Annotated in this window: 23 protein-coding genes and 1 riboswitch; of the genes, 12 read left to right on the top strand and 11 right to left on the bottom strand. The window is 68.7% G+C overall.

Annotation, left to right across the window (positions count from 1 at the left end; genetic code table 11):
* Nucleotides 1–224 precede the first annotated feature (224 nt).
* Complete coding sequence (locus E3O18_RS08115; protein WP_134417854.1) at nucleotides 225–1,961, bottom strand: diguanylate cyclase; 1,737 nt, start codon at nucleotides 1,959–1,961, stop codon at nucleotides 225–227.
* 158 nt (nucleotides 1,962–2,119) lie between these two features.
* Here E3O18_RS08115 and E3O18_RS08110 point away from each other — a divergent pair, with 158 nt between their 5' ends.
* Nucleotides 2,120–2,404 carry a glutaredoxin family protein gene (locus E3O18_RS08110; RefSeq protein WP_134393741.1) on the top strand — a complete coding sequence of 95 codons (285 nt, stop codon included), beginning with the start codon at nucleotides 2,120–2,122 and terminating at the stop codon, nucleotides 2,402–2,404.
* Between the two features lie 62 nt (nucleotides 2,405–2,466).
* Here E3O18_RS08110 and E3O18_RS16285 read toward each other — a convergent pair whose 3' ends face one another.
* Nucleotides 2,467–3,423 (bottom strand): hypothetical protein, encoded by a 957-nt coding sequence (locus E3O18_RS16285; RefSeq protein WP_194087725.1) that lies wholly within the window; start codon nucleotides 3,421–3,423, stop codon nucleotides 2,467–2,469.
* A gap of 185 nt (nucleotides 3,424–3,608) precedes the next feature.
* On the opposite strand from E3O18_RS16285, the gene E3O18_RS08100 reads away from it, so the two are divergent.
* The 6 genes from E3O18_RS08100 (at nucleotide 3,609) to E3O18_RS08075 (ending at nucleotide 8,536) form a co-directional block, all read left to right on the top strand.
* Nucleotides 3,609–4,652 carry a sigma-70 family RNA polymerase sigma factor gene (locus tag E3O18_RS08100; protein ID WP_134417853.1) on the top strand — a complete coding sequence of 348 codons (1,044 nt, stop codon included), beginning with the start codon at nucleotides 3,609–3,611 and terminating at the stop codon, nucleotides 4,650–4,652.
* An 83-nt stretch (nucleotides 4,653–4,735) separates the two neighbouring features.
* Complete coding sequence (locus E3O18_RS08095) at nucleotides 4,736–4,930, top strand: hypothetical protein (RefSeq protein ID WP_134417851.1); 195 nt, start codon at nucleotides 4,736–4,738, stop codon at nucleotides 4,928–4,930.
* A 151-nt stretch (nucleotides 4,931–5,081) separates the two neighbouring features.
* A complete protein-coding gene (locus E3O18_RS08090; RefSeq protein WP_134393737.1) occupies nucleotides 5,082–6,068 on the top strand; it encodes a ring-cleaving dioxygenase in 987 nt (328 codons plus the stop codon).
* A complete protein-coding gene (locus E3O18_RS08085) occupies nucleotides 6,065–6,769 on the top strand; it encodes an alpha/beta hydrolase (protein ID WP_134417850.1) in 705 nt (234 codons plus the stop codon). Before E3O18_RS08090 ends, E3O18_RS08085 begins: the two co-directional genes overlap by 4 nt.
* 7 nt (nucleotides 6,770–6,776) lie before the next feature.
* Nucleotides 6,777–8,057, top strand: coding sequence for a maleylacetate reductase (locus E3O18_RS08080; RefSeq protein WP_241978148.1), 1,281 nt, complete (start codon nucleotides 6,777–6,779; stop codon nucleotides 8,055–8,057).
* 92 nt (nucleotides 8,058–8,149) lie between these two features.
* Nucleotides 8,150–8,536, top strand: coding sequence for a hypothetical protein (locus tag E3O18_RS08075; protein WP_134393735.1), 387 nt, complete (start codon nucleotides 8,150–8,152; stop codon nucleotides 8,534–8,536).
* A 167-nt stretch (nucleotides 8,537–8,703) separates the two neighbouring features.
* Here the strand turns inward: E3O18_RS08075 and ppsA are convergent, their stop codons facing one another.
* On the bottom strand, nucleotides 8,704–11,094 hold the full coding sequence (ppsA, locus tag E3O18_RS08070; RefSeq protein WP_134393734.1) for a phosphoenolpyruvate synthase: 2,391 nt from the start codon (nucleotides 11,092–11,094) through the stop codon (nucleotides 8,704–8,706).
* Between the two features lie 501 nt (nucleotides 11,095–11,595).
* Here ppsA and E3O18_RS08065 point away from each other — a divergent pair.
* From E3O18_RS08065 to E3O18_RS08055, 3 genes are all read left to right on the top strand, one after another.
* A complete protein-coding gene (locus tag E3O18_RS08065) occupies nucleotides 11,596–12,228 on the top strand; it encodes a vWA domain-containing protein (RefSeq protein WP_134393733.1) in 633 nt (210 codons plus the stop codon).
* A gap of 296 nt (nucleotides 12,229–12,524) precedes the next feature.
* Complete coding sequence (locus E3O18_RS08060; protein WP_134393732.1) at nucleotides 12,525–13,328, top strand: ice-binding family protein; 804 nt, start codon at nucleotides 12,525–12,527, stop codon at nucleotides 13,326–13,328.
* 879 nt (nucleotides 13,329–14,207) lie between these two features.
* Nucleotides 14,208–14,281, bottom strand: a riboswitch (cyclic di-GMP riboswitch).
* Between the two features lie 273 nt (nucleotides 14,282–14,554).
* A complete protein-coding gene (locus E3O18_RS08055) occupies nucleotides 14,555–14,992 on the top strand; it encodes a phosphohydrolase (protein WP_134393731.1) in 438 nt (145 codons plus the stop codon).
* 223 nt (nucleotides 14,993–15,215) lie between these two features.
* On the opposite strand, the gene E3O18_RS08050 is transcribed toward E3O18_RS08055, so the two are convergent.
* Nucleotides 15,216–17,189, bottom strand: coding sequence for a hypothetical protein (locus E3O18_RS08050; protein ID WP_134417848.1), 1,974 nt, complete (start codon nucleotides 17,187–17,189; stop codon nucleotides 15,216–15,218).
* 124 nt (nucleotides 17,190–17,313) lie between these two features.
* Complete coding sequence (locus E3O18_RS08045) at nucleotides 17,314–18,105, bottom strand: nuclease-related domain-containing protein (protein ID WP_166784646.1); 792 nt, start codon at nucleotides 18,103–18,105, stop codon at nucleotides 17,314–17,316.
* Between the two features lie 116 nt (nucleotides 18,106–18,221).
* Between E3O18_RS08045 and E3O18_RS16085 the strand changes: the two genes are divergently transcribed.
* The gene (locus E3O18_RS16085) at nucleotides 18,222–18,392 is read left to right on the top strand and encodes a hypothetical protein (RefSeq protein WP_166784645.1); all 171 of its coding nucleotides are present in this window, start codon (nucleotides 18,222–18,224) and stop codon (nucleotides 18,390–18,392) included.
* 28 nt (nucleotides 18,393–18,420) lie between these two features.
* On the opposite strand, the gene E3O18_RS08040 is transcribed toward E3O18_RS16085, so the two are convergent.
* Together E3O18_RS08040 and E3O18_RS08035 are read right to left on the bottom strand one after the other, a co-directional pair.
* Entirely contained in the window at nucleotides 18,421–19,221 is an 801-nt protein-coding gene (locus tag E3O18_RS08040) for a nuclease-related domain-containing protein (protein ID WP_134393728.1), read from the bottom strand.
* A 138-nt stretch (nucleotides 19,222–19,359) separates the two neighbouring features.
* Entirely contained in the window at nucleotides 19,360–20,217 is an 858-nt protein-coding gene (locus E3O18_RS08035) for an SDR family oxidoreductase (RefSeq protein ID WP_166784644.1), read from the bottom strand.
* 180 nt (nucleotides 20,218–20,397) lie between these two features.
* Here E3O18_RS08035 and E3O18_RS08030 point away from each other — a divergent pair, with 180 nt between their 5' ends.
* Nucleotides 20,398–20,997 carry a hypothetical protein gene (locus tag E3O18_RS08030; protein WP_134393726.1) on the top strand — a complete coding sequence of 200 codons (600 nt, stop codon included), beginning with the start codon at nucleotides 20,398–20,400 and terminating at the stop codon, nucleotides 20,995–20,997.
* A gap of 213 nt (nucleotides 20,998–21,210) precedes the next feature.
* On the opposite strand, the gene rraA is transcribed toward E3O18_RS08030, so the two are convergent.
* From rraA to E3O18_RS08010, 4 genes are all read right to left on the bottom strand, one after another.
* Nucleotides 21,211–21,675, bottom strand: coding sequence for a ribonuclease E activity regulator RraA (gene rraA / locus E3O18_RS08025; RefSeq protein WP_134417847.1), 465 nt, complete (start codon nucleotides 21,673–21,675; stop codon nucleotides 21,211–21,213).
* A gap of 105 nt (nucleotides 21,676–21,780) precedes the next feature.
* On the bottom strand, nucleotides 21,781–22,896 hold the full coding sequence (gene menC / locus E3O18_RS08020) for an o-succinylbenzoate synthase (RefSeq protein ID WP_134398279.1): 1,116 nt from the start codon (nucleotides 22,894–22,896) through the stop codon (nucleotides 21,781–21,783).
* 215 nt (nucleotides 22,897–23,111) lie between these two features.
* On the bottom strand, nucleotides 23,112–25,382 hold the full coding sequence (locus E3O18_RS08015; protein WP_134417846.1) for an alpha-galactosidase: 2,271 nt from the start codon (nucleotides 25,380–25,382) through the stop codon (nucleotides 23,112–23,114).
* Between the two features lie 13 nt (nucleotides 25,383–25,395).
* Nucleotides 25,396–26,730: an extracellular solute-binding protein gene (locus E3O18_RS08010; protein WP_134393722.1), complete on the bottom strand. Its 1,335-nt coding sequence runs from the start codon at nucleotides 26,728–26,730 to the stop codon at nucleotides 25,396–25,398.

Below are 26,730 nucleotides of genomic sequence, written 5' to 3'. Positions count from 1 at the left end.
GTCAGTGCCGGCCATGAATCGGGGGTCGTCCGTTTCCCCGCCCGCGGCCCTGCCGCACCTCCGCCCCCAACGAATGCGACGAAGATTTTGCCCATAAACCCTGTTCTGGGCCTCAAACCGGCCCCTCTCGGCACAATCTTCGTCGACTTGGTTCACGGCCGGGCACGAGGCTTCGGATGAGGGGGCTTCGGATGGGGGTCTTCGGATGGGGGTCTCCTCGGGTTCTACGCCGCCGAGAGCACCACGGCGGTAACCCTCTGGTCCCGGCCGGAATCCTTGGCCTGGTAGAGGGCCGCGTCGGCGCGCGCGAGCCAGCCCGCCACGGTCTCGCCCGGGGAGAGTTCGGCCAGGCCGACGCTCACGGTGCAGGCCAGCTCGGGCGCCAGGGCGCCCCAGTGGTAGCCGCGGACCGAGGCCAACAGGCGCTCGCACGCCTGCTCGGCACATTCCAGGGTGGTGTCTGCGAAAACGAGTAAGAACTCCTCGCCGCCCACGCGCACGGCCAGATCACTGTCCCGGGTGACGGCGCGCAACAGGGTAGCCATGGCGTTCAGCACCTGGTCGCCGGTGGCGTGCCCGTGCTCGTCGTTGACCCGCTTGAAGTGATCCATGTCGATCATGGCCACGCAGATCGGTTGCCGGGTGTCGCGGGAGCGCCCCATCAGAGGCGGCAGTTGACGGTCGAGCGCCCGGCGATTGGGCAGTCGCGTCAGCGGGTCGGTGTTCGCCTGGTGGTCCAGATCGTCGGCACGGATGCGCAGCCGTGCCGCATCCAGTTGCGACCGCTCCGCCTCGTGGCGGGCCTGCTCGATCCCCAGGGTGTTGATCAGCATCTGGGACTGGATGCCGGCCGTCTCGGTCGTGCGTTTCAGGATCAGGGCGTGCAGCTTCTCGAAGTGTCCGAGCGCCTGCTCGAACCGGCCGGACTCCTTGTGCATCTCGAACAAGGCCTGCTGCAGCTTGATGTGCAGAGCCGGATCGTCGTCGAGGGCGGCGACCAGCAGCTGGGCGTTCATCATCGCGGTGGCCCCGTCGAGGTCACCCTCGGCCCTGGCCACCTCGGCCAGCTGCGCGTCGTTGTTCTCCTCGAGACTGCGGAACCCGTGCGCCTTCGCCAGACGGCGCGCCCGGCCGGCCTGCTCGCGGGCCTCTTCGTGCTCGCCGAGTTCGATCAGGATGCTGACCAGGTTGGTGCGGGCGATGCTCTCGTAGAAGTTGTGCCGTTGGGCGTGGGCCACGGCCACGGCCTCCCGCACGAGCAGGAGGGCCTGCTTCAGGCCTATCTCCACGTTCATGCCCTGTGCGCTCTGCCGCTGAGCCTGGATCAGGCAGGTGTCACCGAGGTTGTTGAGACCCACGAACCGCGCCTCGGGGTCGTCGATCGTGCGCGCCAGGCCCAGCGCCTGCCGCCCCAGTTCGAGCGCCCGTTCGGACTCGCCCATGCCCTCGTGCACCATCGACGAACGGCTGAGCGCCCAGAATTCGGCCAGGGCGCTACCACTGCCGCGGGCCGTCTCCACTGCCGCGAGCACGTGGCGCAGCGCCGGTTCGTAGAGCCCCGTGTCGCTGTAGGCCAGCACCAGGGTGCAGTGCACCTTGGACTGCCGCAGCAGATCGCCGGTGCCGTCCAGGAACTCCAGCGCCAACAGTCCCTGCTGAACGGATGCCTCATAGTCGCCCAGTCGCAGCCGATGCAGCGCCAGCAGTTCACGGGCCCGCGCCTGCTGCAGCAGCGTCGCCCCGGTCCGGGCCAGCACCGCCTCGGCCTGCCCGACACCGTCGAGATGGCGCCCGCTCGCGCTCGATCGCTCGCAGTCGGCGAGGACGTCGTCGATCGAGGATTCGGGCGCCGGCGCTGGCGCCGGCTCTGGCGCCGGCGCTGCGTGAGGCGCTGCTGGTCGTGGCAGGTCGATGGCCGGTTTTCCCCCTGAGTCGTGTGCGGCATCCTGGTCTGAATGCATGTTCAGTCCCCCAACTGTTCGCGCTCAGAATGAACCTAGCAGTCGGCCTGCCTCAAAAAACCGGTTCTCGAGGGCATCGAAGATGGCGCTCTGCCCCAAAACGAGGCGCAGGCACGCCGACCCGCGGGGCACTCAGGGTGCCGACCTAGGATGAGATCATGTCCGACCTCGCCGCTCCCCCTGCTCCCGACGCCCAGCGCCTCACCATGTTCGGGGCGGAGTGGTGCGGCGACTGCCGCCGGTCGAAGAAATTCCTCGACGCGCGGAACGTCGACTACGACTACGTCGACCTCCTGCTCGTGGGGGACGGCGCCGACCGTGCCCTTGCGATCAGCGGCCGCACCCAGATCCCGGTGATCCTGTTCCCGGACGGCACCCACGTGGTGGAGCCCAGCGATTCGATGCTGCATGCGAAGCTGACCCAGCTCGGCAGCATCCGCTAACCGGCTCGCTTGCCCTCTCCGCAGCGGAGGCCGGCTCGCCTGTCCGCGTGCCCGCGCCCGGTTCAGGGGAAGTAGTCGGCGAGCACGTGCGCGGTCACGAGCGCGAGCTTGCGGTCGAGCCGCTCATACAGGGGCATCAGCGCCGTGGCGCCCGAGGTCGTGTGCACCACCCCGGCAGAGTCGAAGATCGCGATCGGCTCGAGGTCGCGCAGCAGCGCCCAGAACGGCTGGAAGAAGTACACGCTGCGACCGCCCGCCTCGAACTCATCGAGGGTCATCGCGACATACTCGGCCCGCGCCCGAACGGTGGAGGGGAAGTCGCGGAAGAACTCGCATCCGGGGTTCTCCGGATCTTCGTCGTGCAGCATGGGCGCCGGAACCGCGTACCACTCGTACCGGTCGTTGGTCGCGGTGGCCAGCGCGCTGGCGATCACCCGGTAGGTCAGCGCCCGGGCGGACGTGGCCGGTGTGGTCTTCGGGATGCCGAGTCCGGTCGCCACCTCGATACGCTTGACGATCGTGTGCGGGTTGAGCGCGGCCAGCATCTGGATCCAGCTGATTTTCTGCACAACCCCGTTGACCAGGAATTTGCAGCCGCCCTCGAGGTCCCACTGCACGCTCATGCCGTCCTGCTCGTCATGCACGATCAGGAGGCGGTCGGCCTCGTCGACCTCCACCCCGGAGATGCGGAGATGCGGATGCCGCCGCACCAGTTCGCTCGCGATCCACCACATCTGGGCGGTGAGGAAGCGGTCCGCCGGCGGGTTGTAGACCTCGTAGCCGTCAACCTCGCTCTCGCCGACGCCGCCGCTGACGCCGCCGCTGTCGCCTCCGCTATTACCGCCGCTATCACCGCTGACGCCGCCGCTGTCGCCTCCGCTATTACCGCCGCTATCACCGCTGTCGCCGCCACTGTCGCCTCCGCTATTACCGCCGCTATCACCGCTGTCGCCGCCACTGTCGCCGTCGCGGTCGGGCAGAAAGTTCTCGCCGGAATCGTTTGACTCTGCATCACTCATAGTCGCGTCCCTCCACTCGATGCCGCTCTGCCCGCTCATCATCGTCGATCCGGGCCCCGAGCGAAACTCCCCGTTCGAGGTCGGTCGGCGCACGGGGTTCCTGCACAGCCGGACCCGTGCGGTGATTCTGCACACGCTGCGTCGGCCCCGAGGTCCCGACCCCGGCCCGCGCCTACGGTACCGGCATGACCACCGCCGAGAGCCGTTCCCGTTCCCGTCACCGCTTCTCCGCCGATTCCGTGGGCGCCTACCTGCACGAGATCGGCCGTGTGCCACTCCTGACCCAGACGGATGAGATCGAGCTCGCCCAGCGCGTCGAGGTCGGGCTGCTCGCAGCGGAGAGACTCTCACGGCTGCGACCGGGTGCTTCCGACGAGGGGGCCGCCGACCTCGGGGACGAGCTCCGCTGGCTCGCGGCCGACGGCGGGCGGGCCATGAAGCACCTGATCTGCGCGAATCTCCGGCTGGTGGTGTCCGTGGCCCGGCACTTCATCGGCCGCGGGCTCGACCTCCTCGACCTGATCCAGGAAGGCAATCTCGGCCTGATCCGGGCGGCCCCGCGTTTCGACCACACCCGCGGTTTCAAGTTCTCGACCTATGCCACCTGGTGGATCCGCCAGAGCATTCAACGCGCGCTGGCCGACCAGGCCCGAACCATCCGTCTCCCGGCCTACCAGGTCGAGGCGCTCACCGCCCTCAACCAGGTGCAGCACCGGCTGCGGCAGCGGTTCGGCCGCGACGGCACCATCGCGGAACTCGGCCAGGCCAGCGGGCTCACCACGCAACAGATCCTGACGCTGCGAAACCGCACCGGCCAGCCGCGGTCGATCGACGCCCCAGTCTGGGCCGACCTCGGCAGCGGCCTCGAGAACGTGCCCTTCGCCGACACCATTTCGGATGCCACGGCGCTCGACCCGTGCGACGCCGCCGGCCGCACCCTCCTGCTGGAGCGCCTCGCCTGCCACCTCGCCCTCCTGCCCGACCGCGAAGCCAGCGTCCTGAGCATGCGGTACGGCCTCGGCGGCGACATCGCGAGGCCCCGGCGGGAGATCGGAGCGCAGCTCGGTGTGTCCTACGACCGGGTGCGGCAGATCGAGCTTCAGGCCCTGGCCCGGCTGCGGCCTCCGTTGGCCTCCGGGCGGGTTCCCGCGCGGGTCAGCGCCCGCGCGGAGACGACGGAACGGGGCGTCGGCAGGTTCGTGGCAGCATCCGTTTCTCGAAGTGCTTGACGGCGAATCCTCCGCGAGCGTACCGTCGAACTGTTGCCCCGGACCCCGGCGACCGCACTGGAAAAGCCGACTGAGGGGGTTCGATGTTTGGGAACGCGGGGGCACAACCGCCGACGGATGCCAACGGCCGGGATTCGAGCTCCGAGGCGTCGTCCTCGGTGCCGCCGGGGCTGGCGTGTCCCGCAGAGAGCAGCATCTCCCTGGTGAACGACAATTCGGTCGGGAACTGGCTCGAGGACCTGCCGGAGCGTTCCTGGGATGTCGGCCCGGGAGAGTAGTCCCGTCCGCCCGCCCGAGGCTGGGAATGAATCCACAGAAACATGTGTTTGCATAGAAGCCGGCGTCACGCCGGACTGCGCAGGTCAGAACGCGCATGCCAGACCCGACGCCAACAGCACACCGACCAGCTTCCCGCCAGAAAGGGACCCCGTGACTCCGCACACCTCCGGACTGCACCACGTCACCGCGATTGCCGGTGCACCGCAGCGCAACATCGACTTCTACGTGACCGGCCTCGGCCTGCGGCTCGTGAAGAAAACGGTCAACTTCGACGACCCCGGCACCTACCACCTCTATTACGGGGATGACGCGGGCCGCCCGGGTTCGCTGCTCACCTTCTTCCCCTGGACGGGCATTTCCAGCGGGCGCCCCGGCTCGGGCCAGTCCACGTCCACCGCGTTCTCGGTGCCGGCCGGCAGCCTCGGCTGGTGGGCCGGCCACTTCACGCAACTCGGCGTCGAATCCGAATTCGTGCGCCGCTCCGCCGACGAGGAACGCCTCTCCCTGCGTGACCCCGACGGTCTGCAGCTGGATCTCGTGGCCTCGTCGACGATTGATCCGCGCAATCCCTGGGACTCGGCATCCGTGCCCGCCGAGTACGCGGTGCGCGGCCAGCATTCCTCGGTGCTCACCGTCGCCGACCCGACCGGCACCGTCGAGGTGCTCACCCGCGACCTCGGCATGCACGTGATCGAGGAGACAACCGACCGCATCCGGGTGGGTGCCGGCGACGGAGCCCCCGGCAACATCGTGGACATCCTCGCCGACCCGAACGGACAGGTCGGCCTGACTGCCGGCGGCAGCGTGCACCACATCGCGTTCCGGGTGCCGGACAAGACCACGCAGGAGCAGTGGCGCCAGGAACTCGTCGCGCGCGGCTACGGCGTGACGGCGATCCTCGACCGGCAGTACTTCACGTCGATCTATTTCCGCGAGCCCGGCGGCGTCCTGTTCGAGATCGCGACGGACACCCCCGGCTTCGACATCGACGAGCCACTGCTGGAACTGGGCCGCTCGCTCAAGCTGCCACCGTGGCTCGAGCCCAGCCGGGACCAGATCGAGCGCGCCGTCGTTCCGATCACCCTGCCGAGCGAGAACAACCCGGCCCTCGTCGCGGGGAAGCAGGACCCTCGATGACCGAACAACGCGACTCCCCACAGACCGATCTCGACTGGGTGCACGTTTTCCGGGCGGGTTCGTCGACGGCATCCGGCGACTCCGGCCCGCCCGGCTCAGACCCGGCGGATGACTCCGCCCCCGTGCTGTTGATGTTGCACGGCACCGGCGGCGATGAGCAGGAGATCCTCGCCCTTGCCGACACGCTCGATCCCGGCGCGACCGTGCTCGCCCCGCGCGGGCGCGTCACCGAGGGCGGCATGCTGCGCTGGTTCCGCCGCCTCTCCGAGGGCGTGTTCGATGTCGAGGACGTGGTGCTGCGGGCCGGAGAATTGGCCGGTTTCATTGCCCGGGCCCGGCAGCACTACGACCTCGGCGGGCGCCGCATTATCGCCGTGGGCTTCTCCAACGGGGCCAACATCGCCCTGGCCACGGCCCTGCTGCACCCCGACGTTCTCGACCGGGTCGTCGCGTTCTCCGGCATGTTCCCGCTCGACGATCGCCCGCTCGCCACGGACCTCGCCGACACGACGGTGCTGATGCTCAACGGACGCTCCGACTTGATGGCCCCGCTCGCGAGCGCCGACCGGGCCGCCGCCACCCTCATCGGGCGCGGCGCCCAGGTCGACCGCGAGCTGCGCGACGGCGGTCACGGCATCGCCGCCACGGATGTCGCCGCCGCCCGAGCCTGGCTGGCCCGCCCCCTGCAGACCCGCGCGTAGGCGTGCCGTGAGGGAGCAGCCCGTCGGGCCGGGACTCGATTTCGAGTATCGAACGCAGCGACAGCGCGTGCTCTTCGGCACCGGGCGGGCCGGCGAGCTGCTCGCCGAGGTGCTCGGCAAGGTGCTCGGCGAGCAGCCGGCCACGGTGCAGGCCGGCGGCACCGGCACCAGCACGGGGAGCGTGATCGCTCCGGCGGGCATCGCGGGTGCCAGCGGCACCCCCGGCGCCCCGCGCGTGATGGTGATCGCGACCCGGCGGGAACTGGAGCGGTCCGCGGCGGTGCTCGCCGGTATCCGTTCGGTGCTGGTGTTCGATGAGATCGTGCAGCACGTTCCGGCGGAGTCGGCCGAGCGCGCCCATCGGGCGGCCCAGGCGGCTCGCATCGACGTGGTCGTTGCCCTCGGCGGCGGGTCGGCGATCGGGTTGGCCAAGATTCTCGCGTTGCGCAGCGAGCGGACCGGCGGACTGCCGATCGTGGCGGTGCCCACCACCTATTCCGGTTCGGAGGCCACGGCGGTCTGGGGGCTGGTCGAAAACGGGGTGAAGACCACCGGGTTCGATCTGAGGGTCCTGCCCGGCACCGTGATCTACGACGCCGACCTCACGCTGTCCCTCCCCCGCGAGCTGAGCGTGTCCAGCGCGCTGAACGCCCTTGCCCACGGCGTCGACGCCCTCTGGGCCCCGGGCGCGAACCCGGTCAGCGCGCTGCTCGCCGCTGAGGGAATCCGGATGCTGGCCCACGCACTGCCGCGAATCGCCGTGGCCCCCGGGGCCGGCCCGCGCACCGCGGAAGCGGCCGGATCGGACACATCGGGGAGCGATCCGGTTCTGGGGGGCGGCGGCATCCACGGAGCTCCGGCCGGCCGGAAGGATGCCCTCTATGGCGCGTACCTGTCGGCGAGCGCGTTCTCCAGCGCCGGTTCGGGTCTGCATCACACGATCTGTCACGTGCTGGGCGGGACCTTCGGGCTGCCGCACGCGCAGACGCACGCGATCGTGCTGCCGCATGTGGTCGCCCTCAACGCGCCCGCCGCCACCGAGGCCGAGGCGCAGATAGCCGCCGCCCTGGGCTCCTGCACCGCCGTCGAAGGGTTACTCGCCCTGCGGGACAGCCTGCACGCACCGACTGCGCTGCGGGACTTCGGGTTTCAGGAGTCGGACATCGCCCGGGCCGTGGCACTGATCCTGCCGGCCGTCCCCGCGTCGAACCCGCGCGCGGTCACCCCCGACGACCTGACTCTGCTGCTGCGGAATGCCTGGTCCGGCGCCGCCCCGGGCGGGCGCTAGCCGCTGGGCGCGGGCGGCGCAGGCCCCGCCGACGCTCCCATTTGCCGCAGACACCTGCCGCGCTAGGCTGCCAGCGGGAAAAGGGAGACACGATGAGCAACACGGAAAGCGGCGACGGTGCCGAGCGGTACAACACCAACCAGAACGGGTCCGAGCAGAGCATGGTTCCCGTCGAACGGACCCCCGCGGAGGCCGCCGACCGCCTCTCGCGGAAGTTCGCGCAGGAATCGAGGCTGCGCATCCTGCGGAGCAAGGCCGCCGTCGCCCGGTCCGAAGTCGACGCGCTGGCTGCCGTGCACCTCGACCCCGACACCCTCGAGGACCTGCTCGACACGGCCAGCCCGCGGGCGGCCGAACGACTGCGCACATCCGAGCACGAGATCAGCGTGCGCGTCGCCGACGCCCGTCAGAAGGCGGAAGCCGCCGAGGCCGCATACGAGCAGGCCGTGCTCGACGACTTCGACGAGGCCGAGCGCTAACCACACCGAACACGTCACACGCAGACGGATGCCGCACACCGGCATCCGTCTGCTGCTGCCGCCTCTCGCCCGCGACAACGCGCCCTCCACCACCGCGACCCTCCGACGGCGTGTCCCGTGTCCGGCGCATCCCTCCGACGCCGTGTTTCGTGTACAGCGCGTCCCTCCTACGCCGTGTCGTGGTCCCGCTCCGCCTGCGCGATTCGGCCCACCGTTTTGAGGAAGCTGTCCGGGTTGAGCGAGATGGAGTCGATGCCCTCCTCCACCAGAAAGGCCGCGAAGTCGGGGTAGTTGCTCGGCGCCTGCCCGCAAATGCCGATCTTGATCCCGGCGGCGTGGGCCTTGTGTATGGCCTCGCGGATCATCTGCTTCACGGCGTCATCGCGTTCGTCGAAGAGGGCGGCGAGGTCCTCGGCGTCGCGGTCGACGCCCAGCACCAGCTGGGTGAGGTCGTTGGAGCCGATCGAGAAGCCGTCGAACCGGGTGGCGAAACGCTCCGCCAGGATCACGTTGGCCGGAATCTCACACATCATGTAGATCTGTAGCCCGGACTCGCCGCGCACCAGCCCGTTCTCCGCCATCACCGCGAGCACACGGTCCGCCTCGGTCACGGTGCGGCAGAACGGTACCATCACGATCACGTTGTCGAAGCCGATCTTCTCCCGCACCTGCTTGATCGCCCGGCACTCGAGGGCGAAGCCCTCCCGGTAGCGCTCGTCATAGTAACGGGAGGCGCCACGGAAGCCGAGCATCGGGTTCTCCTCCGAGTGCTCGAAGACCGACCCGCCGATCAGGTGCGCATATTCGTTGGTCTTGAAGTCGCTCATCCGCACGATCACGGGGTCAGGATGATACGGCGCGGTCAGCTTCGCGATACCGAGCGCGAGCGCCTGCACGAAGTATTCCTTCGGGTCCATATATCCCCGGGTGAGCTCCTCGATCTGACGGATGGCGGCCCGGTCGGTGACCCGCTCCGGGTGCACGAGCGCCATCGGGTGGATCTGGATCAGGTTGTTGATGATGAATTCCATCCGGGCCAGCCCCACGCCGTCGGCCGGCAACCGCCACCACTCGAAGGCGGCGGCCGGACTCGCGATATTGACCATGACCTTGGTGCGGGTCTTCGGCACGGTGCCAAGGTCGATCTCCTCGGTTTCAAAAGCCAGCTTGCCCTCGAAAACGTAGCCCTCGTCGCCCTCGGCGCAGGAGATCGTGATCATCTGGCCATCCGTGAGCGTGTCGGTGGCGATCCCGGTGCCAACGACGGCCGGCACGCCCAGTTCGCGGCTGACGATCGCGGCGTGGCTGGTGGGACCGCCGTGGTCGGTGACGATGCCGGCCGCGCGGGTCATGATCGGCACCCAGTCCGGATCGGTCATCTCGGTGACCAGGATGGCGCCGTCGACGAACTTCTCGATGTCGGCCGGGTCCTTGATCACGCAGGCCACGCCGCTCGCGATACTGTCGCCGATCGCGACCCCGGTCACCAGCAGCGGCCCCGTCTCGGTCCGGGTGCTCACCGTGAACCGGGTGCCGCTCGCCTGCGAGTGCACGGTCTCCGGGCGCGCCTGCACCAGGAACAGTTCGCGGGTCAGGCCGTCTTTGGCCCATTCCATGTCCATCGGCCGGCCGTAATGGTTCTCCACGATCACGGCCCAGCGGCCCAACTTCACGATCTCCGCGTCGGTCAGCACGAACGCCTGTCGCTCGCGATCGGGGGTGTCGATAGTGCGGGTGCGGGCGCTGCCGCCCTTGGCGTAGACCATCTTGCGGGCCTTCTCGCCGAGAGTTTTCTCAATGATGGGCGTGGCACCGGGCTGGTCGAGCAGCGCCTTGAACACCAGGTATTTGTCGGGATTGACCGTGCCCTGCACCACCGTTTCGCCGAGCCCCCAGGCGGCGCTGATCACGGCCACGCCCGGGAAACCGGTGTCGGTGTCGATGGAGAACATCACCCCGGAGCCGCCGACGTCGGCTCGGATCATCCGTTGCACGCCGATCGAGAGCGCCACCTCGAGGTGGTCGAATTTCTTGACCTCGCGGTAACTGATCGCTCGGTCGGTGAAGAGTGAGGCGTAGCAGCGGCGGCAGGCGTCGAGCAGATCGCGCTCACCCGTCACGTTGAGGAACGTCTCCTGCTGGCCGGCGAAGCTGGCGTCGGGCAGGTCTTCGGCGGTGGCGCTGCTGCGCACGGCCACGGGCAGGTTCGGGTGCCCAGCCTTCTCCGACAGTTCCCGATACGAGGCACGGATGCCGTCGGCGATGTTCGCGGGAAACTCACCCCCCAGGAACAGCTCGCGCAGGGCCTCGCCCGTGACGCGCAGCGAGGCGCGGCCGTCGTGGAACAGGTCGAGCTGGCGCCGCAGTGCCGGCTCGATCCCGTTCGCCGCGATGAACGCGCGATAGGCGTTCGCGGTCGTCGCGAACCCCTCGGGCACCTTCACGCCATCGTCGCTGAGGGCGCGCACCATTTCGCCCAGCGACGCGTTCTTGCCGCCGACCTGCGGAATGTCACCCAGTCCGATCTCGTTGAACCACACCACACTGCTCTCGAGCATTGTTCTTCCACCCCTCTGTGAGTTCTGCGACCCGGTGATCTGTGGCCCTACGGCCGCGTGGCCGCGTGGCCGCGTGTCACGCGGATTGTGCCACGTGGTGGCAACCTACTCCCCCCGAAAGTGTCTCCGGCTCGTTGAACCGCGCCCCGAACGAATTCGACGGAGATTTTGGCAAAATCCATCCTCCACACACCGGAAAGCCGGTTTTCGCCGGCATCTCCGTCGAATTGGTTCGACGTCGGGCAGCCGTGCTTGTCAGGCTCCGCAGGCCTGCGGGCTCGCGGAGAACGACAGTTCCGGTCGAGTTCGGCCCGCAGACCTGTCGTACTCGACCGAAGGTGTCGAAGTCGGCAACGGATGGCCAGAGCCGCACTGCACCACCACCGCCGCCGCCGCCGACGCACCACTGCCACGCCACTGCCGCACCACTGCCGGCACTGTCAGTGGCTCCTGAGACTCTGAAGTACTCCCCCACGAGGGAGCCTCAACCAGGAGGTACAGATGACTGATCCCAACTACACCGCTCTGCTTCTCGTGATCGACCGGAGCGGCTCGATGTCCGGCATCCGTGACGACATGGTCGGCGGCCTGACCGCGATGCTCGCCGCACAGGCCGCCGAGCCGGGCCTGCTCACCGTGGATATCGTGACCTTCGACGATGAAATCGAGCACACCCACACCCTCGCCGACCCAAGCGATATCACCGTCGAACTCGACCCGCGCGGCATGACGGCGCTGCACGATGCGATCGGCATCGCCGTCACGGAGTTCGGCGAGACGCTGCGGGCGCTGCCCGAGCACGCGCGTCCCGGCACCGTCCAGGTCGTGGTTGTGACCGATGGCGGCGAGAACTCGAGCAGCGAATACTCCGCGGATGCCGTGCGCGCGCTGATCAACCGGCAGACCGAATCGTACAGCTGGGACTTCGTCTTCCTCGGCGCCAACCAGGACGCCGTTCTCACCGGGGCCGCACTCGGCTTCGACGCCGCCAGCTCAATGACCTTCGCTGCCGCTTCGGGCGAGGTCGCCGCGATGAGCGCGAACCTCGGTCGCTACGTGACGGATGTGCGCAAAAAGGAGAAGCGCGGCTTCACCTTCGAGGAGCGCACCGAAGCCGGAGGTGATGGCGTGTAGGCAACGATTGGGTGAAATTCGGGGGGCCGACACCCCTCTTGGCGGAGGGCGTGAAAACTACCCCTAATCTGGGGTTCAGACAGATTCGATTCGTTGGAAGCGGTCCCGTGGGGCGTGCGATGGTGTGCGTGGAGGACGCCTGTTTGCCGTGAGACCGGGGGCTCTATTCGGGGTGAAGTCGGCCCTGACAGGCCCTGCCGGCGCGAAGAAACCCGACGTGTAGCGTCGGGGACCACTCCCACAGTGGCCCTGCCCCAGACCCGCATCGTGCGGGACTGGCGAAAGGAAGGACCACCATGTTCCACTTCCACGAATCATCCGTCCGCACGTCCCTAGCCCGCGCATCCACGGCCCGGAAGCGAGTTCTGGCACTGCTTGTCGTCGTCGCCGTGGTCGGCGTCGGCAGCGCCGGACTGGGCGGAGCGGCCGTCGCCGGCTCACTCCCCCAAAGTCCCGTCGAGCTCGGCACGGCGGACTCCTTCGCGATCCTGTCGAAGACCGGCGTGACGAACGTCTACGCGTCCGCAGTCAACGGCAACGTCGGGGCCAGCCCGATCACCGGCGCCGCGGTGCTTCTGACCTGCCCTGAGGTCATGACCGGCACCATTTTCACTGTCGACGCCGCCGGTCCGCCGTGCGCGGTGACGGACCCGAGCTTCCTGAGCACATCCGTCGGTGACATGGAAATCGCCTATTCCGACGCGGCTGGGCGCACGAACCCCGACTTCATCGACCTGGGTGCCGGCGAAATCGGCGGTCTCACTCTCAAGCCCGGCCTCTACAAGTGGAACACCGACGTGACCATCTCCAGTGACGTGCGCCTCACCGGCGGCCCGGACGACGTCTTCGTGTTCCAGATCGCCGGCAACATCGACCAGGCCTCAGCCAAAAACGTGACCCTGCTCGGCGGAGTGCAGGCCAAGAACGTGTACTGGCAGACCGCCGGTGCAGTCTCGGTCGGCACCACCGCGCACTTCGAGGGCACGATCCTGAGCAAGACCATGATCGCGATGAAGACCGGCGCGTCGATCACCGGCCGGTTGCTGGCCCAGACCGCCGTCACGTTGCAGAGCAACTCTGTGACGAAGCCGGCCCTGTAACCACCGGTCGGCCGTCTTCGGGAACCGGTTCGGCGGCATCCGTCGTCGCCCGGTTCTCGGAGACCAGGCCACAACCGCCCGCGCGGGTGTGGCTAACTCAGGAGAAACCGCCAACGCGGCCGAAACTTTGCCGCGTTTCCGGGGCTGCCGGGCAGCATCCGCCCGCATCTCCTGAGTTGGCCACGAACGCACCGGCTCCGCTCACGACGGATGCCGATGGGCGGCTCACGGGCGGCGTCGGAACCCCGCGCGGGGCTTACGCCGCTGCGCTGGAGGCGCGCCACGGGCGCAGCGGCGCAGCACCCGCGCAGCACCAGCGCGGCACCAGCGCACCACCCGCGCAGCAGCAGCGCAGGTCGAACAATTCGAGCACGAGCCTGGGCGCGGTGACCCACCGGATCGGCGGCGCAGCAGCCACAACCTTCCAGCCTCGGCGATCGGAACGGCGAAGCGGCCCGGTTGACCGGGAGGGGCCCGGCGTGTACGGAGGTCCTCGGCGGCGGGTTCTGTTGCCGGTCCTTGATTCTGCGGATGTGCGGTTCAATGCCTGCGTCGGTGCAGTCATCACGGGTGGTGTTCCCGGGTGAGCCGGTCGTTCTCGGATCGGCGGGCCGGGCTTCTCAGCGCGGGCCGTGCCAAGGTGTGAAACAAGCATGCGATCGGGAACCGAACCCGAATCGATTCCCGATCGCACTGCCAGATCAGGACGAGATCCCTAATCTCGCCCGGCTTCCACCGTTTCAGTCGTGCGCCTACCCAAGGGGACGACAAAACGGAGGTGTGTCCACCGCGCCACGAGACGACAGAGACGCGGCTGAGCGGCCGCATCTGGTGTCGGCCTCGAGGGAGGTGAGGTTCATCTGGGGCGGTTCCTTTTCATTCGGTAGGCCGGCTGACCCGAGGGTTCCGTGCCTTTGCGACCCCGCCTCACGACGGGTGTGCCCTTGCGATTGACGTGAAAGTGACCGTCTCTCCAGCGACCAGTCGGTCACCTGAGAAAAACTTATCAGTCAGGTTCGGCGCGCAACCGGCGAGGCTAAACTTTTCGCCGCTCAAGAGCCCCCCAAATCGAGGGGTGCGTCCGGCACAGACTCGGGGTGACGGATGCCGAGGCGCGCTTTCCCGGCGCCGATGTCCTAGCACCGGGCGGAGGCCCGGGCTAACGTTGCAGGCGTGGGCGGAGCCGCTCACACTGCTCTGTTCGTAATGCCAAGAGGGGGGTCTCCATGACAGTCACCACAGCCGATGCCTACGTCGCCGCTGCGAAAACAATCGCCACAACCGCACATCTGGGCCAGGTCGACAAGCTCGGCGCCGCCTACATCAACCATCCCCGTCGCGTTTCCGAGCGCCTCAACGATCCCCTCGAGCAGGCCACCGCTTGGCTGCACGATGTGCTCGAAGACTCGAACATCACCCGCCACGACCTGCTCAAAGCGGGCATCCCGGGTGGTGTGGTCGAGGCCGTCACGGTGCTCACCAGAACGGATGTCGTCAGCGACGCCGACTACTACGCCGGCATTCGCGCAAACCCGATCGCTCTCGCCGTGAAGCGCGCCGACATCGCCGACAACCTGGAGCCCTGGCGGGTGGAACAGTTGGACGCGAGCGCGCAGAAGAGGCTCGCGGCGAAATACGGGTCGGCGCTGGCGGCGCTGGGTTAGGCCGGCTCGGGGCTCCCCGCTGCGGTCGAACCGCGCTGCGGTTGTCTCACGCTGCGGTTGACTCACGCCGCGGGTTGACCCCTGCTGCGGGTTGACCCGCGTCGGCCTCAATGACGTCATCCAACACTGTCGGCGGAGTGCCGGTGACGCAGTGAACCCCGTGCACCAGCGGGTAGGAATCCGTCCGGACGAGGGGCTGGATGCAGTCCGTCCCGGTCGAGGCCTAGGCTTCCATGTCGTCGTGGGTGACGATGCGGCCCAGCTCGATGCCGCCATCCGGGAGCTGCCAGAAGTGCATTCGACGCGCGGCGGGGGTGTTCTGCTCGATCGAGACGCGCATGCAGCGGGCGCCGTCCCAGCGCAGCAGGTGCGGGTCGGCCGGCCCTGCGCCCTGGCGCAGCGCGTGCAGGTGCCGCCCCTTGAGGGTCTTCACCCGGCCGGTGAGCACGTCGACGGATGCCTTGAACGCCTTGGCCAGCTGCCCGTCGTCGAGCCCGGCGAGAGATTCGGTGAACCGCTCCCCCAGCACGTAACTGTGCGGCAGCTTCCATTCCTCGCGGTCCGACTCCGGAACCCGGTCGACCCAGGCGAGGAGGATCTCATGCCGCACCCAGCCGGAGGGTTCCTCCCAGGCGGCTCGCCGCGACTCGTATTCGCTGACCGTGGAGTGGGCGGGGACGGTGCGGCGGGATTCGCGCAGCATCCGTCGTTGGGCCCGCTGGTCGTCGCGCAGTTCCGCGACCGTGTGGCGCAGGGTGGCGAGTTCGACGAGGGCATCGCGCAGTTGCAACTGTGCGGAGCGGGCCTGCTCGCGCAGTTTGGCGAGGTCGGAATCGGTGGCGCCGGCCTCGGAAAGCTGATTCTCGAGCCGCACGATGCGGGACTTGGCCTCGGCGAGGGACAGCTGGGTCGATTGCAGCGCGGAGTGTGGCGCGGGAACGGGCGTGGGCGTGACCCGGAACGGGATGGCCCCCGTCGTGGCCGGACGCAGGGCGTGCACGCGGCCCGGACCCGGCGACGGGCGCGGGTGAAGGCGGTCCGATGTCGGGCCTGCCGTGATCAGGACCGTGACCCCGGAGACGCCGGCAGCATCGAAGACCCCGGCAGCACCGGAGAGACCGGAACCAGCGGAGAGACCGGAACCACCGGAAATGCCGATACGGGCGACCCCCGCGGCGCGGCGGGCCGATGCGGAGGCACCCACGAGCGCGGGCTGGCTGTCGAGTTCGACCACGGCGGCGGCGTCTTCCTCGACCTGAGGCAGCAGCGGACGATTCTCCTGCAGCCAGGGAGGTCCGTTCCGCACGGCACACAGCGACGGCAGAACGGTTTCGTCGTCGTCGACGTCGCTCAGGCACAGGTGCAGGGCACCGCTCGGCAGGTGGATGACCCGGGCCGCGACGACGTCACCCTCGGAGAGCAGGGCATCGACCTTGTCGAGCGGGTTGGCCGAGATATCGGCCCGGGTGATCGTGAGCGCCAGGTGCGGGTGCAGGGCCAGAACCGCTCGCTGCGCAGTGACCTTCTGCACCAGAGCGAGCGTGATGCTGCCGTGCGGGTAGCGCTGTGCGATCGTGGCCACGGAGGGCGGCTTGATCTCGACATTGAGACGATGGGTGGGTGCGTCGAGCGCGCCCTGGATGCGCTGACCGGTCTGCAACGTCCAGTCGAGGGGCACCGGCGGGTAGGTCAGCTCCTGCCAGACGGTGGCCATGCCACCGCCGTCGAGTTCGATCAGTGCCCGGGAACCGCCCAGCATGAACCCCTTGACGGTGCCGTCCACGGTGATGACGGATGCCGGGGCGAGCGCGAAGAGGCCAGCCTGATGCGCGTGGGCGAGGGCATCCGTCACCAGCTGATCGGTGGCGTGCTGCGGGTCGCCGTGCGTGAAACGAAGCCGGGAACGGGCCAGGTCGGCAAACGCGTCGCCGACGGGGTAGGAACGGCCGGCGCTGCCGTAGACCTGGAACTGGGCCGGGAGCAGGTCGCCGAGCTGGCGGGTGAGCTCGCCCGTCTCGATCAGGAAGACGCGCGCGACGTCGCCGATCTGGCCGGCGAGTTGGTCGATTCCGATTTCGGGCAGGGTGGTGCCGAACGGCGACGACACCACAACCCAGGGACGATCACGGCCCGCATCGTGCAGACCGTTGGCGAGTTGTTGCACCGCGACGCTGGACTGCACGCGGGTATACACCACTGACTCCCCTTCCAACCTTCGTGAGAGGCTGTGCCTAGAGGGTACGCCTGTCGCCTGTGAGAATGACCCCGAGCGTTAAGGTTCAGGGTGTAGGGAGCCCGATATCACCTGTTGTCCCCCGGTCTCACGGGGACGCGAGTATCCCCACGACCATCGTCGTCGCCGAGTTCAGCACGATGAAGGCGGCCACCGCTGCCACCGCCAGCTCGAGCGGCAACAGCACCGTGCGCTGCAGAGCTGCGGCGCGCACCGCGGAGTCGAGCCGAGAGAAGCCTTCGATCAGGCCCTCGCCCGAACCCAGCGGAACATCGATCCACATGTCGGGGTCGTCGAGCAGTTCGATGACGCGCAGGCGATCCGCCGGGCCCAGCACGATCGGCAGGGACGTCAGCCACGGAACGAGCTCGGCGGCATCGAGAACAGTCACCGGCTTCGGCGATGACCGCACGTCGATGCTGCGCGCACCGACGAGGACGACCAGGGGGATCACGGGGGTCGGGAGCGGGCGGCGGTCTTCCAGCAGCGTCGTGACCCGTTCCGCCTCGAATTTCGCGTGACGCAGGTAGGGCACCGGCCGGCTGTCCACCAGAACGCTGCGTTCCTCCACGAGCACGCGCTGGCGGCGATGCTGTTTGGTATTGATGGTGATGACGCCGCCGGGGCCCACCAGCACGTGGTCGATGTCCCAGCCGTGTCCGCCGATCGGCAGCGCGTGGAAGACCGCCCACTCCGGCGACAGCGTCGCCAACTTTTCGCCGACCACGATCTCGCCCTGGGCGCCCAGGTACCAGCCCTCACAGTTCACGCCGAGCGGAGAACGCCCCAGAAACCTGGCCCACAGGGTTCGTGGAGGAATGCCGCTCTGCTCGCGCAGCAGCTTTTCGATCATGAACTGGGCCGCGAAGCGCTGGCGCATTCTGGTACTTTCCAACGTCATCTTTTCTGGTCCCCCACCGTCGATTGTAACGGCTCACCCCAACGGGTGGCACTCCCTCTGGGGGCGGGCCTGAACCGGCCACCTACGATGGTCGGATGGTAAATAACATGAGGGTCGTGCAAACCCAGCTCGGGCTGCTCGAAACCCACATCAACACGATCAAAGAGGACGCCGCGGCACCCCGCGGGGTGGAGGAGTCTCTGGTGGCCATCTGCACCGCGCTCGACGCGCTGACGGACGAGTTCCGCCGCCGCCTGCCCGAGTAGGCCCCCGCTTCGGGAGCGTCGTTCCGGCTCAGGCCGTCGCGAGCGCGGCTTCGATGAGCCGGAACACGACGTAACCGGCCGCGATGGTGCCCGCCGCGGCGAACAGGACCCACAGCATCCGTCGGATGCCCGCGGATCGCACCCGCGTATCGAGCGCCGTGAACCGCTCACGCACATCATCGGGAGTGGTGTCGGGCAGCACGTGCCACACGTGCGGGCTGTCGAGAAGGTCCGCCACCTCCTGCACCTCACCGGCCGACAGCACGGGGTGGAGCCTGACCAGCCACCGGCGCAGTTCGTCCGCGTCGAGCACTTTGACCTGCTCGGGCTTCTGCTCGATGGTGAGCAGCCGAGGCTCTACGAACACGATCACCGGCTGCACGGGCGCGACCAGGGGCATCCGTTCTCGCACCAGGCTCGTGACGCGCTCGGCCTCGGATGCGGCGTTGTGCAGGTACGGTACGGACTCGCCGTCGACCCGCAGCGTGTCCCGAGCGACACGGATGTCATTGCTCGGGTGGTGCTTCGTGGTGATCGTGAAGATTCCGCCGGGTCCGATCACGAGGTGGTCGATCTCGGCGGTCGAGGAGCCGACGGGCACGGCGCGCAACACCGTCCACTCGGGTGGCAGCGTCGCCAGGATGGAGCCCATCACAATCTCTCCTTTGGCCCCGCGATACCAGGACATGCTGTCAGCGCCGTGCGGGGACAGGCCGAAGAACCCCGCGAACCGCGACCGTCGGGGCACGCTCCCCTGAACCCGCAGCAGCTGCTCTGTGATTGACAGCGCCGCGAGGCTCTCCTGCAACGTGGCACTGTCCAGCGTCATCGCAATCCCCTTTGCTGACTCGAATCTAGCGACCGGGGACGGGGAGCACGCAGTCCCCGAAGGGGGGTGTCGACGGCGTGGCGACTGGCGCACCGGGTTCGCCCGCGGTCCCGGTGCCGATGCGGGTACCGGTGCGGCCTACGACCAGACGTCGCGGTGGTCCGTGGCGAACTGCCGGAAGGTGGTTGCCGGATCGCCCGAGAGCCGCCGGATCACCCGGTTCGGACACGCGGAAACCCCCAGGCGCACCACCCGGTAGATCATCTTCTGCACGGCGATGAAGTCGGCCTCTGCGCCCTGCACGGCCAACCGGGCGAGGTAGTCATCGACGCTCGGCCGCGCATAAACGATGCGCCGCCCGAGCACCGCCGAGAGGATGTCCGCCACCTGGTAGTAATCCAGCGACTGCTCGCCCGACAGCGTGTAGGCCCTGCCGAGGTGCCCCGGCTCGGTGAACACCCGCGCGGCGACGCGCCCGATGTCACGGGCGTCGACGAACGCGGTGCGCGCCCTGGCCGCCGGAAGATAGATCTCGCCGCGCTCCCGGATGCCAGCACGGTACACGGTCGACAAATTCTGCATGAAGAAGTTCGGCCGTAGAAACGTGTACGGGGCGCGCCGACGCCGCAGGTGCTTCTCCACGGCGTGGTGAGGAGTGGCCGGGTTGAACTGAACACCCTGCAGGGAGAGAAAGACGATCTGGCGGATGCCGTGCGCCAGCGCCGTGTCGATCACCGGGATCAGGGTGTCCGCCACGTTCGCGATCGCGGGCGGGCGCAGCAGAAACAGCCGGTCGACTCCGGCGAAGGCGCCGGCCCAGCCGGTCGGGTCGGAGAAATCGAAGGCACGGGGCGTGCCGGCCGGTGGGTTCAGGGCGAATTCGGAGCCGGCCGGGTTCCGCACCGCGGAGATGACGCTCTCGCCGGTGGACGCGAGCGCCGCGGCCACGGCCCGGCCGACGGTTCCGGAGGCACCGGTGACGAGGATGCGGCCCATCAGATGCCTTTGGAGTTTTCGCGAGCCGGAGTGGGAGAGGAGCCGGACATGAGTCACGCCTTTCGTCGAATGCATTTAGTTTAGCGACTAAGGCAAATTGACCCGGTGGAGGGCGCGGTGGAGGGCGCGGTGGAGGGCACGGTGGCCTCCAGGCCGCCCGGAGTCCCCCAGACTGGGGGTGTGAATGCAATCAGGGTGCCCGGAATCCGACAGTCAACCTGGATCGCGGCTGCGGTGGCCGCCACGGTCGCCGTGGGTGCCGGCGCTGCCGGAATCGCGGCCGCCACGGGTCTCGGCGACGACGAGACCACCCTGACCGACACCGAGCTGGCGCGTGCGAGTCGCGCGGCCCTGACCGAGGTCGGGCCTGCCACGGTGACGGATGCTCAGCGCGGCCCCGCCCTGTCTCCCGCGCTTTCCGCGTCCTCCGAGTCCTACACGGTCGACACCCGGCTTCCGAACGGCGTCGAGGTCGCGGTTCAGCTCGATGAGACCTTCACGGTCGTGTGGGTGAGTGCGCCCGGCTGGAGGGGCGACGCGGCATCCGTGGCCGAGCCCCGGGTGCTGACCGCTGCGGAGCTCGCAAGCGTCGACCGCACGACTGCCGGACAGGCGGCCCTGGCCGAGGTCGGCAGTGGCACCGTGACGGACTTCCGCCGCAGCCGAGCGCTCGACCACGCCTTCGAGGTGGAGGTCACCCTCGACGACGGAACCCAGCGGGTCGTCGAGCTCACCGAGCGCAGCCAGGTCGTGAGCTCCGACCGCCCGACGCTGCGCTGAGCTGCGCCGCCGGATCGGTACGAATCGTTAGCTCGCAGATGGTGACAAGGCGACCAATGACGAAGTACCGTTGCGGAGTAGGTCCGAAACGGCGTATGTCGAACGAATCAACAGTGACGTCGGCCCCCGCACCAGCGGCTCCACCTGAGTGAGGTTCCTCGGGTGGCGCCGCGCGTCTTGCCGGGGCGCGTGCTGGGTCGCGTCCGCTGGGCGTCACCGCTCGACGAGGATCCCGTCCTCGTCGCAGTAAATCGTGCGGCCGGGGGTGAACGTCACGCCGGCGAACCGGGCGACGGCATCCGTGACTCCAGCGCCGGCCTTCGAGCTCTTGCGCGGGTTGCTGCCGAGGGCCTTCACGCCCAGCGGCATCGCTCCGATGGCCACCCGGTCGCGGATCGCGCCGTTGATCACCACGCCGGCCCAGCCGTTCTGCACCGCGAGGTCGGCGATCATGTCGCCCATCAGCGCCGTGTTCAGCGAGCCGCCGCCGTCGATCACGAGCACCTCGCCGGCCGCGGGCGTCGACAGCACCGCCTTGAGCAGGGCGTTGTCCTCGAAGCAGGTCACGGTGCGAATCGGGCCGCTGAACCGGGCGAGACCACCCAGGTTCAGGAACTGGAGCGAAACGGATTGCAGGTCTTCCCCGCGCTGGTCGTACAGGTCGGCGGTCAACAGCAATGGTGTCCTCCAGGAGTTCGGTGCGGTGCAGGTTTTCTCCCTTAGGCTAGCGGCTCGCTCAGGCGCGTTGCGCTGCGGGTGGCGCTGCGGGACATCCGTCGGCCGTCAGGTCTGGAACCTGATGTCGGTGACGGATGCCGTGACACCGGCCAGCACATCGGGCAGCACCTCCACGCCGATGCCCGGTCCCGTGGGAACGCGCAGGTGCCCGTTCTCGAGCACGAACGGCGCGGTCAGGTCCTGTTCGTAGTATCGACTGGAGGCCGAGGTGTCGCCCGGCAGCACGAAGTTCGGCAGCCCGGCCAGGGCCACATTCGCCGCCCGGCCGATGCCGGTTTCGAGCATCCCGCCGCACCAGACCGGCACGCCGTGCGCGGCCGCCACATCGTGGATGCGACGGGCCTCCAGGTAGCCGCCCACCCGCGCCGGCTTGACGTTGATGATGCTGCAGGCACCGAGGGTGATGGCCGTCGCCGCATCTCGGGCCGACTCGATTGACTCGTCGAGGCAGATCGGGGTTCTGATCCGTTGCGCCAGGTGGGCGTGGCCGAGCAGGTCGTCCTCCTTCAGCGGCTGCTCCATCAGGAGCAGGTCGAAGGGGTCGAGCCGGGCGAGGTGGCGGGCATCCGCGAGGGTGTAGGCGGTGTTCGCGTCGACCTGCAGCAGCATCTCGTCGCCGAAGCGTTCGCGCACGGCGCGCACCGGTTCGAGGTCCCAGCCGGGCTCGATCTTGAGCTTGACGCGGAGGTAGCCCTCCTCCAGGTAGCCGGCCACGGCCTCGAGCAGCTCGTCGATCGAGTCCATGATGCCCACCGACACCCCCGCCGGAACCGCGTCGTGCACGGCGCCGAGGTAGCCGCCGAACGAGACGCCGGTCTCCTTCAGTTGCGCGTCGAGGATGGCCGTTTCCAGCACGGCCTTGGACATCGTGTGCCCCTTCACCGGCTCCAGTGCCCCGGCGACGCGCTCGGCGGTGAGCCGGTCGCCGAGCCCCTGCAGCCGCGGGATCAGGTGGTCGCGAATGACGAGGTCGCTGCCGTCGAGGAACTCCGAGCTGTAGAGCGGACTCGTATCGGCGGCGCACTCGGCCCAGCCCTCGGCATCCGCGGTGGTCACCCGCACGATCGTGACCGCCCGTCCGGTCGACGTGCCGAACGAGGTGCGGAAGGGCCGCACGAGGGGAATGTGCACGCGCCGCAGTTCGATGTTCTCGATTTTCATGCCAGTTCCTTCGGTACGAGGGTGACCCGAGGAGCCGGTCTCCCCGAGGCGAGTGCTTCGATGAGGGTACTGCCCGGGGCTGGTGTTTCTGTGCCGCCACCCGACCGCAACCGGGTGAAACCTGCCACGACCTGCACCGCCCACCATGTGCGCCGAGAGTCGCCGCGTCTCGGTGCGCTGACGGCCCGGGTGACGGATGCCTGGTCAGTGACTATTCAGCGGTTGCAGTCGACCGCGTCGACCGTGAAGAGCGCGGCCTGCTCCGGGGCGAGCAGCGGCGCGGGCAGCCCGACGAGAGCGAGCACAGCCCCGGTCAGCGTCACTGAACCATCGGTACCAAAAGCACCGGCGGCACCGGACGAGCCCGGCTCCACCAGCCAGGCCGGCGGGGCATCCTGGATCGTGCGCGGGGGCGCGCCGAGCGAAAGCGGTGCCACCCGGTAGCGCCGCTCGGGCGCGAGACCGGGGAACCGCATCCGCTCCGGCAGCGCCGCGCGCGGGGCGGCGAGCGCCACCTGGGCGAACAGGGCCGAGTTCTGGTCGAGCGAGACGACGCCGTGCAGCTCGAGGGCCGGGTCGCTGGGGTCGGCCCGAACGACGACACCGGAGTGCAGCAGCGGCCGCAGCTGCTTGTAGCGGGCGATCCAAGTGGCGATCTGCACCCGCTCGGCCTCGTTCGCGCGGGTCAGATCCCACTCGATGCCGGCGCTGCCGAACAGGGCGGTCGCCAGCCGGAAACTGAGCTCGGAGGTGCGCCCGGTGGTGTGCGCGGTGGCCGCGCCGAGATGCCCGCCGAGGTACTCCGGTGGTAGGAGCACGCTCGAGTACCGCTGGATCTGCTGCCGCTCGAGCGGGTCGTTGGTGTCGCTGGTCCAGACCCGATCGACGCGCTCGAGAATTCCGAGATCGACCCGGGCTCCCCCCGACGCGCAGGACTCGATCTCGACGCCCGGGTGCTCGGCACGCACGGCATCGATGAGCCGGTACAGCGCCACCGTCTGCCGGTGGGAGGAGCCGGCCAGCAGGTCGCGATTGTGGTCCCACTTCAGGTAGGCGATGGGGTACTCGTTGAGCAAGGCGGTAAGGCGGGCGAACACCCAGCCGAAGGCATCCGGGTTGCCGAGGTCGAGCACGCGCTGGAACCGCCAGGTCAGCGCCGGCGACGAAACACCGACGGATGCCGAACCAGTACCGGCCCCAGAACCACCGACACCAGCCGCGTCCACCCCGCCGAGCACCCACTCCGGGTGCGCGCGGGCGACGTCCGAGTCGGCGCTGACCATTTCGGGTTCGACCCAGAGACCGAAGTCCATGCCGGCCGCGTGCACATGCTCGATCAGCGGGTGCAATCCGCCGGGCCAGGTGACCGGGTCGACGAACCAGTCTCCGAGGGCCCGCCGGTCGTCCGAGCGGCCGGTGAACCAGCCGTCGTCGAGCACGAAGCGCTCCACCCCGACCACGGCCGCCGCGTCGGCCAGGCGGGCCAGGGTCGGCAGGTCGTGGTCAAAGTACACGGCCTCCCAGGTGTTCAGCACGACCGGGCGGTGCCCGGTGATGGTCGACCAGGAACGGACCCACGGATGCAGCCGAGCCGAGAGCCCGTCCAGCCCGGCAGCCGAGTACACGGCCACCGTCCACGGGGTGGTGTGGCTCGCACCGGGAGCCACTCTCAGCTCGCCGGGAGCCAGCAGCTCGCCGCTGCCGAGCGCCGAGTAGCCCAGCGCGCTGTTCTCGGCCCAGACGTGTTTGTCGCCGCTCCAGGCCAAGTGGGTGGCCCATACCTCGCCGGTGCGGAAGCCGAACCCGGGCGTTCCGGCCGCCATCAGATAGGAGTCGTCGTGGCCGGGGCGGCCGTGACGGGACTCCCGGCTCCACACGCCGTGGCCGAGCGTACTGCGCTGCGGCCGACGCTCGTGGGTCCACAGCCCGGTGAAGTCGAGCAGTTCCCCGGCGCGGTCGGGCACCGGCAGGATGACGTCGAGCGAGCCGAGCTCGAAGGGTGCGGAGGCAGGGTCGTCACCGGTGTTGGTGAGGGTGTGGCGCAGTCGCAGCACACCTTCGACCGAGAGTTCGAGGTCGGTGCGCACGGCCACCCGGGCCGCGGTATCCGTCAGAAAGATCGTCAGGACTTGTGTGCCGGGCAGCGTGCGGCCGGAGGCAGACGGCACGCCCGGACGCACACCGCCCGACTGAACCTCGGTGAGGCGCAGGTCGAGGGCCACGCCGCCGCGCCCACCGGGCCGGAACCCGCTCACGCCCGGACGCCCGCTCCAGCCGGCCGCGAGGGTGGGCAGTAACGAGAGCCGTAGGGGCACGTCGATCGAACTCGGCGAGATGGCCGGCACGGATGCGTCGGCCAGCGTTTCCAGCAGTTCACCGTTCAGGTCACCCAGGTCGGCGCCCCAGTGCACGATGACGGGCACGCCCGTGCCGCGGGCATCCAGCACAAGGCTGGTGCCCGCGGCACGGAGGTAGGGAATCGACACAGTGGAGCTGATGCTACTTGGTGACCGGGATCGACTGAGCCTCGAGAGCGTCGATCGTGCTCTGCTGAGCGCTCGTGAGAGCATCCGTCAGAGTTCCGCTACCGGTGACGGCACCCTTGAAGCCGTCGGAGGTGTCGTTGTAGACCTGCGTCATGGTCGGGCCCCAGATGAAGTCGGGCGAGACATGACCGGATGCCTCGGCGAACACGTCGTAGATGGCCTGGCCTCCGTAGAACTCGATGCCTTCCTTGAGGGCCGGCAGTTCGAGGCCGCTCTTGGCGGCCGGGTACAGGTTGGCCGACTTGTTCAGCATCGTGAGCGCCTCGTCAGAGGTGTTCAGCCACAGCGCGAACTGGGCCGCCTCGTAAGGGTGCTCGGAGCCCTTGAAGACTGCGGTGGACGAGCCACCCCAGTTGCCGGCGGCGTTCTCGCCGGCAGCCCACTGCGGGGAGAGGGCGACGGACCAGTTGCCGGCGGTGTCCGGAGCACCGCTGGCGATGGAGTTCGCACCCCAGGCTGCGGAGTTCCAGGTCCAGTTGGATCCGGTGTTGTAGGCGTTGTTCCACTCGTCGGTCCACGGCGGGTTGGTCGAGACGAGGTCGCGGTCGATCAGGTCCTGCCAGTAGTCGGCGACCTTGACGGACTCGGGGCTGGTCAGGTCGATGGTCCAGTTCTCGCCGTCGTTCTCGAACCAGCTTCCCCCGGCCTGCCAGACGAATCCGGCGAACTGGTTGATGTCGCTCTGCGAGAAGTTGGTGATGTAGCCGCCGGTGGCGCGCACGGCTTCGGCGGCAACCGCGAATTCTTCCCAGGTGGTCGGGATCGCGATGTTGTTGGCGGCGAAGAGGTCGGCACGGTAGAACATCGCCATGGGCCCGGCGTCCTGCGGCACCGCGTAGGCCGCGTCTTCTTCACCGAAGTTGACCTGTCCCCAGGTCCAGTCCACGAAGTCGTCCTTGGCGTCGAGAACACCCTCACAGGCGGCGAGGTCCATCAGGCCGTCCTGCACGCGGAAGTTCGGGAGGGCGTCGTATTCGATCTGGCCGAGGTCGGGCGCGTTGCCCGCCTTGAGCTGGTTGAAGAAGTTCTGGTACGTGCCGCCGTTCCCGTTCGGGCCGGTCTGCACCTTCACCTGAACGTCGGGGTTCTCCTCATTCCAGACTGCGGCGACGTCTTCCATCCCGGGGATCCAGGTGGTGAACGTGAGGTCGACCTTGCCCTCGGAGGGTTCGCAGGCGGCGGCGTCGCCACCGCCGGACGACGTGCTCGAGCCCGACGCACAGCCGGTCAGAACGACCGTTGCTGCGGTGAGCAAGGCGACGGCGGCTGCTCTCTTCTTGATCTGCAT

Origin of the sequence: Cryobacterium sp. TMT2-42-4 (genome assembly GCF_004402645.1) — a bacterium.
GTDB classification, from domain to species: Bacteria; Actinomycetota; Actinomycetes; order Actinomycetales; family Microbacteriaceae; genus Cryobacterium; species Cryobacterium sandaracinum.
This window is presented reverse-complemented; position numbering and strand designations above follow the sequence as displayed.